Here is a 14345-nt window from a genome sequence, read left to right as displayed (position 1 = left end):
CCGCCGGTAGCGTCAGGGCATGTATGTGTCCTTCGACCCCTGGTCGCCCGCGTTCGTCGCCGATCCGTACCCCGCCTACACCGCGCTGCGTGCCGCGGGCCGGGCGCACTACTTCGAGCCGACCCGGCAGTGGCTGATCCCGCACTACTCCGATGTGTCCGGGCTGCTGCGTGACCGGCGGCTCGGGCGGACGTATCTGCACCGCTTCAGTCATGAGGAGTTCGGGCTCACGCCGCCGCCGGCCGCGCACGAGCCGTTCCACACGCTGAACGAGCAGGGGCTGCTCGACCTGGAGGCCCCCGACCACACGCGTATCCGGCGCCTGGTCTCCAAGGCGTTCACCCCGCGTACGGTCGAACGCCTCGTGCCGACGGTGGAGCGGCTGGCGGCGGAACTGGTCGACGCGTTCGTCGCCTCGGGCGGCGGCGATCTGCTGGCGGCGGTCGCCGAGCCGCTGCCGGTCGCGGTGATCGCCGAGATGCTGGGCGTGCCGGAGGCCGACCGTGCGCTGTTGCGGCCGTGGTCCTCGGCGATCTGCGGGATGTTCGAACTGAATCCGCCGGAGGAGACGGCCCGCGAGGCGGTCCGGGCCTCGGTCGACTTCTCCGCCTACCTGCGCGGGCTGATCGCGGAGCGGCGGGCGGACCCCGGTACGGATCTGATCTCCGCGCTCATCGCCGCCCACGACGAGGGGGAGCGCCTCAGCGAGCAGGAGATGATCTCCACCTGTGTGCTGCTGCTGAACGCGGGGCACGAGGCGACGGTCAACACGACCGTCAACGGCTGGTGGACGCTTTTCCGGCATCCGGAGCAGCTGGCGGCCCTGCGCGGGAACCACGCGCTGCTGCCGACGGCCGTGGAGGAACTGCTCCGGTACGACACCCCGTTGCAGATGTTCGAGCGCTGGGTGCTCGACGACATCGAGATCGCCGGAACGGTGATTCCGCGCGGCTCGGAGGTCGCGCTGCTCTTCGGTTCGGCGAACCGGGATCCGGAGCGGTTCGCCGCACCGGACACGCTGGATCTCTCCCGGCAGGACAACCCGCACATCACGTTCGGAGCGGGCATCCACTACTGCCTGGGGGCCCCGCTGGCCCGTATCGAACTGGCCTCCTCATTCGGTGAGTTGCTCCGCAAGGCGCCGGGAATGCGGCTGCTCGCGGAGCCGGAGTGGCATCCGGGCTATGTGATCCGGGGGCTGAAGGAGCTGAACGTTGAGCTCTGAGGACGGGGTGTGGCGGTCGGCGCCGCCCGTGCACCCGTAGAAGTCGCCCTTTCACGGGCCGTACGAGACCACGAAGCCGGTCTCCCCGGTCTCGATCTCCGAGGATCGAACCGGGGCCGGACGGGACCGGCCGGTCCGCCAGGCTCCGCACCACCGTGAGGGCCATCACCTTCCGCGCCCGCCGCCCGCGCAGGGGCCTCGCCCGGATCAGCTCCTTGCCTCCGGCCGGCGCCGGAACACCCCGTACGAGGGTCGCCGCACCGCCACGGCGTGCCGGACGGTCCGCCGGTCCTGTGCTGCCGCCGGCCGGTCGAGCGCGCTCAGGACCCCCGGGGCGGGAGGAGGACCGTGCCGCCGGCTCGGTCACGGTCCGGTCCCGCGGGATCGGATCAGCTCGCCTCCGCAGGGAGTATCAGCGACCACGCTCCCGCCCGCACCGTCCACGTCCGGGTGCGCACCGGCCCGGTGACGTGTATGTCGGCCCGGTAGCGGAAGTCGGCGCCGGAGACCGTCACCTCCTTGGCCTCACGGGTCTCCGTCCGGCCGGCCCTCGTGTGGATCACCACGTCGACCAGGCCGCCGTCGCCCTGCGCGGTCACCGAGACGCCCTCGACCGGGCGGTCCAGGTCGTTCAGCATGACGCCGTCCGCCTCCACGCGCAGCCGGTACGTCCGGGGCGGCGCGTGGGCGGTGGCCGGAGCCGGACGGACCAGGGAGGCCACCAGGGAGCGGCAGGTGTCCCAGACCGCCGTCACGCCCGTGTGCGGCGTGTCGTCGGACGGCGGCAGGGCGGGGATGCGCAGCCTGCCGAGGACCACGCCGTCGCTGTCGTCGACCAGGAGGTCCATTCGGCGGACCGTACCGTCCAGAGCCGAGCGGGCCGCGGCCACCGCGCCCCGGGGCACGCCGAGGGCGTGGGCGAGTTCCAGCATGGGCGCCGCGCCGACCGGGATCAGGGCCAGAGCCCCGCCGGACAGCTCGCGCTCCCGGTGGAGATGGGCGACCGCGCGCAGCAGCGCCCGGTCGTCGCCGACGACCACCGGCCGTCGGCTGCCCCGGCGCGACAGGGCCCTGAGGAACTCCCCGGGGGTGTCCGGAAGGCAGATCTTGGCGTGTGAGCCGGCGCTCAGCACGTCCTTCGCGATGCGGACGGACTCACCGTCGGTCCGGCGGGCAACCGGGTCGATGAGTACGAGAAGCTGGTGGTCGCCGTCGCCGGGGGGCTCTGCAGCCGACACCTCGGTCCTTCCTCGGGTAGCATCTTGGTGCAAGAGCCCCTTGCGCTATTGCGCCAGGGGCTTCGTCTATTCCGGGGCACCCGGTTCGACGGCTCAGGCTTTGTCGCACACTGTCGTGCGGCAGGTACACCTTTACGTACGCCCCCTGACCTTGGACATGCCCCGCCCGGAAGGGGTGTACGCCTGTGCCCGCACTTGTGCTGCTCGGTGCTCAGTGGGGTGACGAGGGCAAGGGGAAGGCCACCGACCTCCTCGGTGGATCCGTGGACTATGTGGTGCGCTATCAGGGCGGCAACAATGCCGGCCACACGGTCGTCGTGGGCGACCAGAAGTACGCACTGCATCTCCTCCCGTCCGGAATCCTGTCGCCGGGGTGTACCCCGGTGATCGGTAACGGAGTCGTGGTCGACCCGGCGGTGCTGTTCTCCGAGCTGAACGGGCTGAACGAGCGAGGCGTCGACACGTCCAAGCTTCTGATCAGCGGTAACGCTCATTTGATCACTCCGTACAACGTCACGGTCGACAAGGTGACGGAACGCTTCCTCGGATCCCGCAAGATCGGTACCACCGGTCGCGGTATCGGACCGACGTATGCGGACAAGATCAACCGCGTCGGCATCCGGGTCCAGGACCTCTACGACGAGTCGATCCTCGTCCAGAAGGTCGAAGCGGCCCTCGACTTCAAGAACCAGATCCTCGCCAAGCTGTACAACCGGCGCGCGATCGAATCCGCCAAGATCGTCGAGGAGCTGCTCACCTACGCGGACCGGCTGAAGCCGTACGTCTCGGACACGACGCTGATCCTGAACAACGCCATCGACGAGGGCAAGGTCGTCCTCTTCGAGGGTGGCCAGGGCACGCTGCTCGACGTCGACCACGGCACGTACCCCTTCGTCACCTCGTCGAACCCGACCGCGGGCGGCGCCTGCACCGGATCCGGCGTGGGCCCGACGAAGATCAGCCGGGTCATCGGCATCCTCAAGGCGTACACCACGCGTGTCGGCGCGGGTCCGTTCCCGACGGAACTGCTCGACGAGGACGGCGAGGCGCTGCGCCGCATCGGCGGCGAGCGCGGTGTCACCACCGGCCGTGACCGTCGCTGCGGCTGGTTCGACGCCCCGATCGCGCGGTACGCGACCCGGGTCAACGGTCTCACCGACTTCTTCCTCACGAAGCTGGACGTGCTGACCGGCTGGGAGCAGATCCCGGTGTGCGTGGCGTACGAGATCGACGGCAAGCGCGTCGAGGAGCTCCCGTACAACCAGACCGACTTCCACCACGCGAAGCCGATCTACGAGATGCTGCCGGGCTGGTCCGAGGACATCACGAAGGCGAAGACCTTCGACGACCTGCCGAAGAACGCGCAGGACTACGTGAAGGCGCTCGAAGAGATGTCGGGCGCCCCGATCTCGGCGATCGGTGTCGGCCCCGGCCGCACCGAGACCATCGAGATCAACTCTTTCCTCTAGACCGGGGAATCCGAAGAGCGGGAGGGCCGGGACGCCGCGTGCGTCCCGGCCCTCCCGCGTTCCCGGGCGCCCCCGCGTGCCTCAGTCCTCGCCGCAGATCCGCAGGCCCTTCGGGGTCGCGCACGGCAGGTGCCCGTGGGTCCTGATGATGTCCTGGCCGCTGCCCCGGCTGAGGTAGCCGAGGAAGCTGGACGCCAGCGAGTCCGCGGGCGGCTGGCCGTAGCTGTAGGCGTACTCGATCTCGCGGTAGGGGTAGGTGCTGTCGCCGATCGTGTCGACGGACGGGGAGGTGCCGTCGATCGCCAGGTGGTGCAGCCCCCTCAGCTCGGTCCCGGCCCGCAGTTCGCTGTAGCCGATGGCTCCGGGGAGCCTGGCCACGGTGGACAGGACCTGTTCGGTGCTGTCGAGTTCGCACCGGGTGACCACGGCGTGCGGGTCGTCCTTGGTGGCGCAGTCCCGGGAGGACTGGGCGGGTTCGTTGCGGTCGAGTACGCGCCGCTGGAAGACCTCGCGGGTGCCGGAGTTGGCGTCCCTGCTGACCAGCAGGACCTTCAGGTCGGGGCCGCCGAGGGTCTTCCAGTTGCGGATGTCGCCCCGGTAGATCTTCCGGATGTCCTCCAGCGAGAGGTCGCGCACCGGCACCCGGTCGTTGACGACGAGGGAGAAGAGCGAGACCGCGACGCGGTTCTCGCGCAGCTGCGGGTAGCCCTCCGTCTTCGGGCCGTCGGAGAGGGCGACGAGCGCGGGGGAGCCGGACGTGGCCCTGGCGCCCTGCTCGGCGAGCCGCCGTATGCCGGCGGTGGAGCCGTGCGCGTCCACATCGATGGTCGAGCCCTCGCACTCCTTCTCGTACTTCTCCGCCAGTTCCCGTACGACGGGGGCGAAGGCGGTGGAGCCGGTGACCGTCAGCTCGCCCGTGGCGCAGCCGATCGGGGGCGGGCTGTCGTCCCGCACCAGGATGATCGAGGCGAGCGTGACCACGCAGACGGTCAGGGCCACGGTGATCAGCCGGGCGGCCCGCCCGAACAGGGGCGGCTTCTCGTCGGGGCGGGCGGCCTTGTTCGGGGCCACCACGCCGTCCCGGATGCCGCCGGTGACCGTGATGGGGTTGCCCACGGTCCCACCGGTGAGCAGGACGAGCAGTTTGAAGTGCTCGTTGCGGTTGAGGGGGACACGGGGGAGCCGGATCAGGGCCCCGCTGTGCCGCATCCCGCCCGCCGGGGTGAAGTGCTCCATCAGATGGTCGGCGTTCGGTCCCTGGGTGACCGCTATCCCGCGGACCGTCCGCCCGGTGAACTCGACCGTCAGACCGTGCAGTTCACGTCCCGTGTAGTCGTCGTCGGCGATGGACTGCGAGCCGTCGTTCTCCACGCGCAGCAGGACGAGCGTGGCGTCGGCCATGCCCGGCGTCTCGTCGAAGAGCCCGAGCCGCACGTTGGCCCGCCCCTGACTGACGTCGCTGCCGATGGGGGTGTCCATCTGAACCCGGTAGCCGACGCGTTTGCGCCGGGGTACGCGGCGCTCGTACCAGAGCACTCCGACGGAGGCCAGCACACCCAGTACGGCGGTGAGTACGGCTACGACGTTCTCGGCACTGAACCACTCCACGGTTTCCCCGCACTCCCCCGAGCGCCGCCCCAGGTGCTTCCCGAGCGCTGCCCAGGAGCTCCCTGGACGCTCCCGGGCGCCCTTCCCGGGCACTCCTGAGCGCTCCCCCGACGCGCACGGGCGTGTGCTCGGCGCGACCATCAGTTCGCGCCACCGTACGTGTGGCGCAAAGGAGTTGGAGTACGCGTACGGTCCCGTCGACTGACGTTCGCCGGCTGTTCGCCCACACCGCCAACCTTGGTCTAGACCTTGACAGGTACAGACCATTCCGCTTGAGTGACGGTCACCCCCCATGGCGGCGCACGGGCATCCCTGCGTCGCGCCGAAGGAGTGATCACCTTGATCAGACGCATGCTGAGTCTGCTGACCGCGCTGGGCGCGGTCGTCGCGACGATCGTCATCCTCCCCGCCACCACGGCCGCGGCGGCGACCTGCGCCCCGGCCTGGAACGCCTCGTCCGTGTACACCGGAGGCGGCACCGCCTCCTACAACGGGCACAACTGGTCCGCGAAGTGGTGGACCCAGAACGAGACCCCGGGCATCGCCCAGGTCTGGGCCGACAGCGGCACCTGCGGCACCGGCGGCGGTACGGACCCCAACCCCTCCGGCTTCGTCGTCAGCGAGTCGCAGTTCAACCAGATGTTCCCGAGCCGGAACTCGTTCTACACGTACAGCGGACTGACGGCCGCGCTGAGCGCCTACCCGGCGTTCGCCACCACCGGCAGCGACACGGTCAAGCGCCAGGAGGCGGCGGCGTTCCTCGCCAACGTCAGCCACGAGACCGGTGGCCTGGTGCACATCGTGGAGCAGAACACGGCCAACTACCCGCACTACTGCGACACGAGCCAGTCCTACGGCTGCCCGGCCGGCCAGGCCGCGTACTACGGCCGCGGCCCCATCCAGCTCAGCTGGAACTTCAACTACAAGGCGGCCGGCGACGCCCTCGGGATCGACCTGCTCCGCAACCCGTACCTGGTGCAGCAGAACGCTTCCGTGGCCTGGAAGACCGGTCTCTGGTACTGGAACACCCAGAACGGCCCCGGCACCATGACGGCCCACAACGCCATGGTCAACGGTGCCGGGTTCGGTCAGACGATCCGCTCCATCAACGGCAGCCTGGAGTGCAACGGCGGCAACCCCGCCCAGGTCCAGAGCCGCATCGACAAGTACCGGGCCTTCACTCAGATCCTGGGCACCACCCCCGGCTCGAACCTGAGCTGCTGACCGAGGGCTCCGTATGGGTGGGGGGTGTGACCGGCTGCGACCGGGCACACCCCCCGCTTCCGTCCCGGCAGGGCCGGGGCGTGGGAACACCTCGGCCCTGCCGGCCGTCAGGCCCGGGAGCTGAAGGTCCCCGGCCAGGCGCGGGCTACACCAGCGGCGGTTTCACGGACATCAGCAGGTGTTGGTGCGTGGTCCCCGGGGCCGCCGGATCGCCCGTGATCATCGCGCGCTGCCCGGGCCCCAGCAGGTGCAGCCGGACCACCGGCTCCTCGAAGGAGGTCAGCGCGTCCAGCAGGTACGACGGGTTGAACGCGACCGTCATCCCCTCGGTGCCCTCCAGCGTGGCCGGAAGCAACTGCGAGGCGACGTCGTCCTCGTATCCCGCCTGGAGCAGCACCGTGCCGTCGGCGGCCGAGAAGGTCAGCTGGATCGGACTGTCGCCGTCCGCCACCACGGAGACCCGCTTGACTGCCTCCACCAGGGCCGTCCGGTCCAGCACCGCGAGCGCCGGGTCCGGCATCGCGAACAGCTTGTCGTGGCGCGGCAGCCGTCCGTCCAGGAGCCGTACGGTCGTCCGCATCCCGGCGTGCTCGAAACCGGCCGATCCCGAGTCCAGCGCGACGCTGACCAGTCCCGAGCGGCCCAGTGAGCGGGCGATCTCGGTCAACCGGCGGGCCGACACCACCACATCGGCGGTGGCGTCCGGATCCGCCGCCTTCCAGGGCAGCGTGCGGACCGCGAAGCGGTAACGGTCGGTGGCCGCCAGCGTCATGGTCGTGCCGTCGAGGCCCAGCCGGATGCCCGTGAGCGTGGGAAGGGTGTCGTCCCGCCCCGCGGCGACCGTCACATGGGCGACCGCCGCCGCGAACTCCGCGGCGTCCACAGCTCCGCGGACCTCCGGCAGCGTGGGCAGGGCCGGGTAGTCGTCGAGAGGCAGCACCGAGAGCCCGAAGCGGGCGCCGTCCCCCGTGACCGTGAAGCGTGAGCCCTCCACCGCGCACTCCACGGCGCCTTCGGGCAGGACCTTGCAGATGTCGAGCAGCCTGCGTCCCATGACGAGCACCCGGCCTGGCCGCAGCGTCTCGGCGTCCACATCGATCCGGGCCGACGCCTCGAAGTCGAGGCCGGAGATGCGGAGCCGGCCGTCCTCCGCCGCGAGGAGCAGGCCGCCGAGGACGGGCACGGGCGACCGGGTGGGCAGCACGCGGGCCGCCCAGGCGACGGCGTCGGTCAGCTCGCCGCGTTCAATGCGGAACTCCATGGCGGGGTCTCTCCTCATCGGTCACCGGAGTGCCGACGCTAGGGGACACCACTGACAATTCCCCTGCTGCCCGCCGGACATGAGCCGACGAGGGCCGATGGGGCCCTCGTGCCGACGAGAGCCGACGAGAGCCGACGAGAGCCGACGACAGCGACCACCCCCGTGGGCCGATGCCGTCGTGCTCTCCCCGGTTTCCCGGAATGCCCGGCTTCCCCCGAAGGCCGGGACACCCGGACTCTAGGGGGCCCGGTGGCGCACGGGGAGCTTCACTTCGCACTCCCTGGGGCTCACGGGGTAACAGTTCGCACACCCGGACCGATACGCTTCGCTCCGATTTCAGTGGGTCGGACGGAGGTCAGGGTGCACGCGCCGGAACGCGCCGAGGACGTACTGCGGATGCACCGCCTGGCCCGCGCCGGCGGCACGGCGGAGCTGCTGCGGTGGCTCGCCCAGCGCGCAGGCGGCTGGGCCGGTCTGCTCGACTCCGAGGGCACCGTCCTCCACGCCGCCACGGCCCCGCAGTCGGGAGTGCTCCCCGAGGCGCTCCAGGAGGCCGCCGCGCTGGCGGCCGAGGGTGTCGTCGTGCTGAAGGGCCGGGGCGTCAGCGCGTACTCCTTCGACAAGGACGCGTATACCGGGCTGCTGTTCCCCCTCGACGGCACGGCCGGCGTCCCGGTCCCCGTCCTCGCCGTCCTCGCGCCCCGTCCCCTGCCCGCAGGGCTGTCCACGCTGCTGGCCGACGCGATGATGCCCCTGGCGCTGTGCTGGGAGTCCGAGACCGTCGAACGCAAGCGGCGCCGCGTCGACCTCGCCGAGTCCCGGGGCCGCGAGGCGGTCCTGCACCTGCTGATGACCGGCCAGTTGTCGATCGCGCACCAGGTGGCCGGCGCACTCCGGCCGAGGCTTCCCGACCCGGTGCGGGTGTGCGTCGTGGAGTGCTCGGGCAGGAGCCGCGACGCGGTGGCGCGGGTCTGCACGGACGTCTCCGGAGGCGGGTCGTGGATCGTACGGTGCCCCGTCTACGCCCGTCATCTGATCCTTGTGATGCCCGCCGGGGAGAGGGCGGACAGCACTCCTCTCGATCTGGCCGTCTCCGCCCTCGTGGACGACTGCGTCATCGGCATCAGTGAGGAGATGCCGCTCTCCGACACAGCGACCGGCTACCGGCAGGCGTTCCACGCACTCGCCGTGGCCCGCGGACTCCCGAGCAGGCACTCGCGGTTCGGTCTCTCCCCGGAACCGGCCCTCGTCGTGGGCGGCGCGGGAATTCGGTGGGCCGACACCCTGCTGGGCCCTCTGCTGGCGTACCGCCCGAGGCGTTCCCAGGACCCCGGAAGCCAGGAACTGGCGGCGACCCTCGGCTCCTGGCTGGCGTTCGCGTCCGGAGCGACCGAGCACCTGAAGATCCACCGCAACACGCTGACCGCCCGGCTGCGGCTCATCGGCGAACTGCTCGGCCTGGACCTGGACCGGCTCGCCGGCCAGGCAGCGCTCGATCTCGCGCTCCGCGTACGCGCGACCCCCGCCCGCCCTCGCGCGACACCCGCAGCCGCCACGGACCTCGACGGGCTGCTGTCCGCTCCCGCACTCCAGGCCTGGGCGGCGGAGCAGGTACGGGCCCTGGCCCCGGCCGGTGACACGGCGGAGGCGACCCTGCGCACCTGGCTCGCGTGCGAGGGCCGCCTCGGTCCCACGGCGGAGGAGCTGGGTATCTCCGTGCCGGGTGCGCGCAAACGGCTCACCCGGCTCGAAGCCGTACTCCAGCGCTCACTGCTCCGGAGCCCGAGCGCCCGCTACGACCTGTGGCTGGCGTTCCGGGCCGTGGATCTCACTACCTCGTGAAGATGAAGTACTTCCAGCTGCCGTGCGTGGTGCTGTTCACGCTGTCGCCCGACGACCCGTTCACGTACGAGGCGCGTACGCGCATCTTGTAGCCGGTGTCGTGGGTGCCGTCGAGCCTGACCGAGGTCCGGCCGCCGGTGGACAGGGCGAAGTACTGCTGGCCCACGTCGTACCAGGTGCCCTGGTAGTAGAGCTCCAGGGACAGCTTGTGCGCGCGGCCCTTGTAGTAGCTCATCGCCGTGTTGAAGACCGGGTCGGTGGTCTTGTGGAAGTACGCGTACGAGCGCGTGCCGATCTTCGCGTTCTTGTACTCCTTGGTGACGGAGGTCGACACCTTCACCCGGGCGTACGCCGTCGACTTCACGGCCCTCGGCGCGTAGCGCGAGTCACCCCGGAACACGGCGGTGACGGCCGTGTCCCGCTTCATGTCGACGAGGACCGACAGGTTGCCCTTGGAGTTGACCGTGCCCTTGCGGACGAGCTTCTTCGGCTTGTCGGCACCGAACGGGTCCACCCACAGCTCGACCACACGGTTCTTGTACGTCGTGCCGAGGTGCGCCGTGAACGTGACGTCCGTGCCGTACGCGTAGACCGACTTGTTCCGGTTCAGCGTCAGGCCGGGCTTGGCCCGGGAGACGGTGACGGAGTCGTATCCGGAGGAAGCGGAGTGCGTGGCGTCGCCGGCGTACGCCACCTTGTACGTCACCTTGCCGCCGGAGGGCGGGGAGTTGGTGAACGAGAAGGTGCCGTTCGCGTTCAGGGCCACCGAGCTCGGCGCGGTGCCGTTCGGCGACTCCATGTCGACGCGGGTCACCGCGATCCGGGCGCCGGCCGGGAACGGGGTGTTCGACGCGACCTTGCCGGTGACGGTGAGCCGCTGGGCGCGGGGCGCCGTCGCCGGAGCGTTAACCGTGACGGTGGTGGCCGACTTGGTGGGGTCGGACAGCACACGCAGTGAGCGCACGCCCTCGCTGTTCTCGGATACCGCGAACAGCCGGCTGTTGTCGGGGGCCCAGGCCAGAGCGTTGGGCACCAGGGTGTCGGCACCGCTGTGCGTCCCCGTGTTGGGGAAGTCGTACTGCCGCAGCGGGGCCTTGGTGACACCTGCCTTGAAGACGTGGACGTCCTGCTCGTACCAGGACGAGGTGCCGGCGGCGACCGTGCCGTCGGGCGCGATGGTCAGAGCGTTCGGATACGAGGTCGTGGGATACCGGCCGACCTCGGAGAGGTCCGTGGTGGAGTAGACCGGCTGGTAGGAGGGCCAGCCGCTCGCGGTCACGAGCTGCTTGCCGTCCGGGCTGATGTCGAAGTCGGACAGGCCGCCGCCCCCGCCGTCCGGGTTCGCCTTGGACGTACGCAGAGTCGCCTTGCCGTCCGCCACGTCGTACACGGCGAGGGTGGTCGGGCTGTGCCCGCTCTCCCCGACTGCCAGCACGCCGGGTGTCGCCGGGTCCGAGGCGAGCCGTGCGTCGCTGCTCCAGCTCTCACCGGGAGCCTGCGCGAGCGCGACGACGGGCTCGGCGCCCGACAGGTCGATCCAGCCGATGTTTCCGGAGTATCCGAACCACAACTTGCCGTCGGCGAAAGCCAGATGGCGCGGATCCTGGGCGTCACCCAGGTCATGGCTGACGGTCTCGGTGGGCGCCTGCGTGTTCACTGCGACGATCGTGCCGAGTCCGGCGACCGCCGCGTACACCTGGCTGGAGTCGGTCGAGATCTCCAGCCCGGTCACGCCGGGCAGGTCGGTGAGCTTCGCCACGATGTTGCCCGCGTAGTCGGTCACAAGGAGCGTGCCGCTCTTCGGGTCACTGATGAAGACCCGCTGGTGGACGCCGTCCACGACCACGTCGCCGACGGAAGCGGCGGGAAGGATTCTGCTGCTGTCGGCGGCGGCCGGATTGGCCGCACCGCCGACCAGGACTACTGAACTGAAGAGGACCGCGAGCGCTGTCGCCGTCGAAATTCTGCGCGTACGCACAGTGTCTGCTACCCCCACGGTATGCGGGCCGCGTGGCACCCGGAGATGAGAGAGGGGAGCGGCCCGGATCGCAGGGTATGGCATGACACCGACAGGTGGCGCGGAATATCCGGCGCGGCTGGAATATGCGGCGGGAACAGGCGGCCGACGGCGTACGGGCGGTGTCCCGTCGCCCCGTCAGCCGCCGGCCGTCACTGCTGGAGGCCGCCGCCCAGCAGCGTGCCGCTGACCGCGGGGAGGCGCAGGTGGCCGGTTCCGAAGGCCACCGACGACGAGTACACGGGCTGGTTCGTGCCGCCAGGCAGCACCCATACGCCACCCGCGTCGTTCTCCCAGGCCGCGCCGACGGCGATCTCGGGCCTGCCGTCCCGGTTGAGGTCCCCGGCGGTCGCGGTGGAGCCGAACTGGTCGTCGGCCTCCGCTCCGCCCGGCACGCCGGCGGTGTTCTGCGTGAAACCGTACGCACCGGCGCCCAACTGACCTGTACGGCGCCCTGGTACGACGGTGACGGCTCCGGCGGCGGACTTGGCGCCGATCGCCTCACCCGGCGCGCCGATCACGATGTCGCCCACGCCGTCCCTGTTTTCGCGGCGGCGACATCCATTCAGCGGCCAGTACGGCCACGCGTCTGTGACGAGGCGCTGTTCGGGGTCCGGGCTCAGTATCCCCAGCCGGCGTAGATGGTGACGTTCTCGCCGTTGTCCCTGGCTCCGACACACACGTCACGCCAGTCGAGCAGCCAGCCGCTGGAGCGGCAGCTCTCCTTCTGGAGGCCCAGTTCGCGGATGATCTCCGGGCGGGACAGGCCGGCCTCACCGGTGACCGTCGCGGTGCGCCAGCAGCCGCCGGAACCGCAGCTGGTGCCTTCGTCGACCATCGTGATGCCCGGCGGCAACGGGGGGAGGGCCTTGGACGACGGGGCGTCCGAGCCCTCGCTGATCATCAGCGCGTACAGGAGACCGACCACGAGGGTGAGGGCGAACTGCGTTCCCAGGAAGCCGATGGCTCCGTTGCGGCGGGGGATCCATTCCGGGGGAGGGGAGTTCTCGTGCCGTCCTTCCAGTCCCGCGCCGCAGGCGATGAGGAGGGGTGCGAGAGCCGTGAACACGAGATGGGCGTCGGGCCGGGGGGCGTCGGTCCAGCCCTGCTGGACGCTGATCAGCAGGGCGGCTCCGGCGAGCAGCGCGCCGCCGATCGCGAAGCCGACGGGGCGGGTGCGGGCGATCGTCATCCAGACGACGGCGGGCGCGACGGCGAAGAGTATCCCCAGGATGGTCAGCATGTACGGGGGGACGTGCGGCTCCGAGCGCCCGGTTCCGCATGGCCGGGGCACACCTCAGGAGCGTCCGGGCTTCGCTGACGAAACGTTCAGCCAGAACCGGCCGGCCCGATCACACCCGTGCCCCGTGCCCCGTGCCCCGTCACCCCGTGCCCCGGTCGGCTCCGCCGCCCCCGCCCACCGCGTCCACCGCCCCGGACAGCCGCTCCAGCACCCGTACGGTCTCCGCGAACCCCTCCGCCCCCAACTCCTTCGCAAGCCGCGCCGCGAACTCCGCGTGACCCGGTCCGATCCGGGACATCGCGGCCCGCCCCTCCTCCGTCGGACGGAGGAGCTTCGCCCGGCGGTGGGCCGGGTTCGGTACGTACTCCGCCAGTCCCTTCCCCACGAGCAGATCCGCGATCCGCTGGACGCTCTGCCGCGTGATGCCCATCGCCCGTGCGATCCCGGACACCGGCAACGGCTCGCCCACCACCGCCCCGAGCACCTGCCACCACGCCGCCGTGAGCCCGGCGGGCCGGGCCAGTTCCTCCGACACGGCGAGGAACTGGCCGTTCAGCCGGAACACCCCCAGCGCGGTCCGGCTCAGCCGGTCCTGGTCCTCGGAGCCGCTCATCCCGCCAGCACCTCGTACGCGCTGGCGTCGGAGTCGTGGAACAGCCGGTACCAGGCATCCAGCTTCTTCGCGTCGTACACGCCCAGCAGTCCGAACACCTCGCGGGCGAGTGCCACCGGTTCGGTCGGTCCGGCCGTGACGAGGCGGCCGTCCGTCACCGCGTCCGCCTCCACGTACCGAGCGCCACCCGCGTACCCCGTCCCCGCCAGGTAGAAGGAGACGGCGCTCGTGTGGGCCCGGTCGTCGAGCAGCCCTTCGCGCGCGAGCCCGGCGGTGGCCCCGCAGATCGCCGCGACCGGCACCTCCGCGTCGAGGAAGGTGCGGGCAGCGCGGGCGAAGGGGGCCAGCTCGTCCCCGGTGTCCCAGAGGCTCGCCCCGGTCAGGACGAGCAGCGCGCTGTCCTCGGGCCGCAGTTCGTCCAGCGCCAGATCGGGCTGGACGCGCATCCCGCCCATGGTGGTGACCGGTGCGGTCGTGAGTCCGACGGTCCGCACGGTGTAGCCGTTCTGCGTGAGATGGGCCGTGGTGTGGCCGGTCTCCCAGTCGGCGAAGGTGTCGTAGACGGCCAGGTGAACGGTTTTGCGGGTCATGGCGACCTCCAGAAC

Annotated in this window: 12 protein-coding genes; 4 read left to right on the top strand and 8 right to left on the bottom strand. The window is 70.9% G+C overall.

From position 1 onward, the window contains the following. Window positions 1–19 precede the first annotated feature (19 nt). The gene (locus AB0C82_RS30870) at window positions 20–1225 is read left to right on the top strand and encodes a cytochrome P450 (RefSeq protein WP_362848382.1); all 1206 of its coding nucleotides are present in this window, start codon (window positions 20–22) and stop codon (window positions 1223–1225) included. A 389-nt stretch (window positions 1226–1614) separates the two neighbouring features. On the opposite strand, the gene AB0C82_RS30865 is transcribed toward AB0C82_RS30870, so the two are convergent. Then, window positions 1615–2463, bottom strand: a complete 849-nt coding sequence (locus AB0C82_RS30865) for a diacylglycerol kinase (RefSeq protein ID WP_362848379.1) — start codon at window positions 2461–2463, stop codon at window positions 1615–1617. A gap of 185 nt (window positions 2464–2648) precedes the next feature. Here AB0C82_RS30865 and AB0C82_RS30860 point away from each other — a divergent pair, with 185 nt between their 5' ends. Further along, entirely contained in the window at window positions 2649–3932 is a 1284-nt protein-coding gene (locus AB0C82_RS30860; RefSeq protein ID WP_362848377.1) for an adenylosuccinate synthase, read from the top strand. Between the two features lie 81 nt (window positions 3933–4013). On the opposite strand, the gene AB0C82_RS30855 is transcribed toward AB0C82_RS30860, so the two are convergent. Further along, a complete protein-coding gene (locus AB0C82_RS30855) occupies window positions 4014–5540 on the bottom strand; it encodes a substrate-binding domain-containing protein (protein WP_362848374.1) in 1527 nt (508 codons plus the stop codon). A 339-nt stretch (window positions 5541–5879) separates the two neighbouring features. Between AB0C82_RS30855 and AB0C82_RS30850 the strand changes: the two genes are divergently transcribed. Beyond that, a complete protein-coding gene (locus AB0C82_RS30850; RefSeq protein ID WP_362848372.1) occupies window positions 5880–6764 on the top strand; it encodes a glycoside hydrolase family 19 protein in 885 nt (294 codons plus the stop codon). A 145-nt stretch (window positions 6765–6909) separates the two neighbouring features. Here AB0C82_RS30850 and dnaN read toward each other — a convergent pair whose 3' ends face one another. Then, entirely contained in the window at window positions 6910–8025 is a 1116-nt protein-coding gene (dnaN, locus tag AB0C82_RS30845; RefSeq protein WP_362848369.1) for a DNA polymerase III subunit beta, read from the bottom strand. A gap of 396 nt (window positions 8026–8421) precedes the next feature. On the opposite strand from dnaN, the gene AB0C82_RS30840 reads away from it, so the two are divergent. Beyond that, the gene (locus AB0C82_RS30840) at window positions 8422–9867 is read left to right on the top strand and encodes a helix-turn-helix domain-containing protein (RefSeq protein ID WP_362848601.1); all 1446 of its coding nucleotides are present in this window, start codon (window positions 8422–8424) and stop codon (window positions 9865–9867) included. Here AB0C82_RS30840 and AB0C82_RS30835 read toward each other — a convergent pair. From AB0C82_RS30835 to AB0C82_RS30815, 5 genes are all read right to left on the bottom strand, one after another. Then, the gene (locus tag AB0C82_RS30835) at window positions 9857–11845 is read right to left on the bottom strand and encodes an Ig-like domain repeat protein (RefSeq protein ID WP_362848366.1); all 1989 of its coding nucleotides are present in this window, start codon (window positions 11843–11845) and stop codon (window positions 9857–9859) included. The genes AB0C82_RS30840 and AB0C82_RS30835 overlap by 11 nt on opposite strands. Window positions 11846–12036: 191 nt before the next feature. Beyond that, the gene (locus tag AB0C82_RS30830) at window positions 12037–12417 is read right to left on the bottom strand and encodes an FG-GAP repeat protein (protein WP_362848363.1); all 381 of its coding nucleotides are present in this window, start codon (window positions 12415–12417) and stop codon (window positions 12037–12039) included. A gap of 86 nt (window positions 12418–12503) precedes the next feature. Then, window positions 12504–13127: a hypothetical protein gene (locus AB0C82_RS30825; protein WP_362848360.1), complete on the bottom strand. Its 624-nt coding sequence runs from the start codon at window positions 13125–13127 to the stop codon at window positions 12504–12506. 139 nt (window positions 13128–13266) lie between these two features. Next, the gene (locus tag AB0C82_RS30820; RefSeq protein WP_362848357.1) at window positions 13267–13740 is read right to left on the bottom strand and encodes a MarR family transcriptional regulator; all 474 of its coding nucleotides are present in this window, start codon (window positions 13738–13740) and stop codon (window positions 13267–13269) included. Beyond that, window positions 13737–14330: a DJ-1/PfpI family protein gene (locus AB0C82_RS30815; RefSeq protein ID WP_362848354.1), complete on the bottom strand. Its 594-nt coding sequence runs from the start codon at window positions 14328–14330 to the stop codon at window positions 13737–13739. Before AB0C82_RS30815 ends, AB0C82_RS30820 begins: the two co-directional genes overlap by 4 nt. Window positions 14331–14345: the final 15 nt, after the last annotated feature.

This window comes from Streptomyces sp. NPDC048560 (assembly GCF_040650955.1).
Classification (GTDB): Bacteria; Actinomycetota; Actinomycetes; order Streptomycetales; family Streptomycetaceae; genus Streptomyces.
Note: the sequence above shows the minus strand (reverse complement) of the source record. Positions and strands in the feature narration are given on the sequence as shown.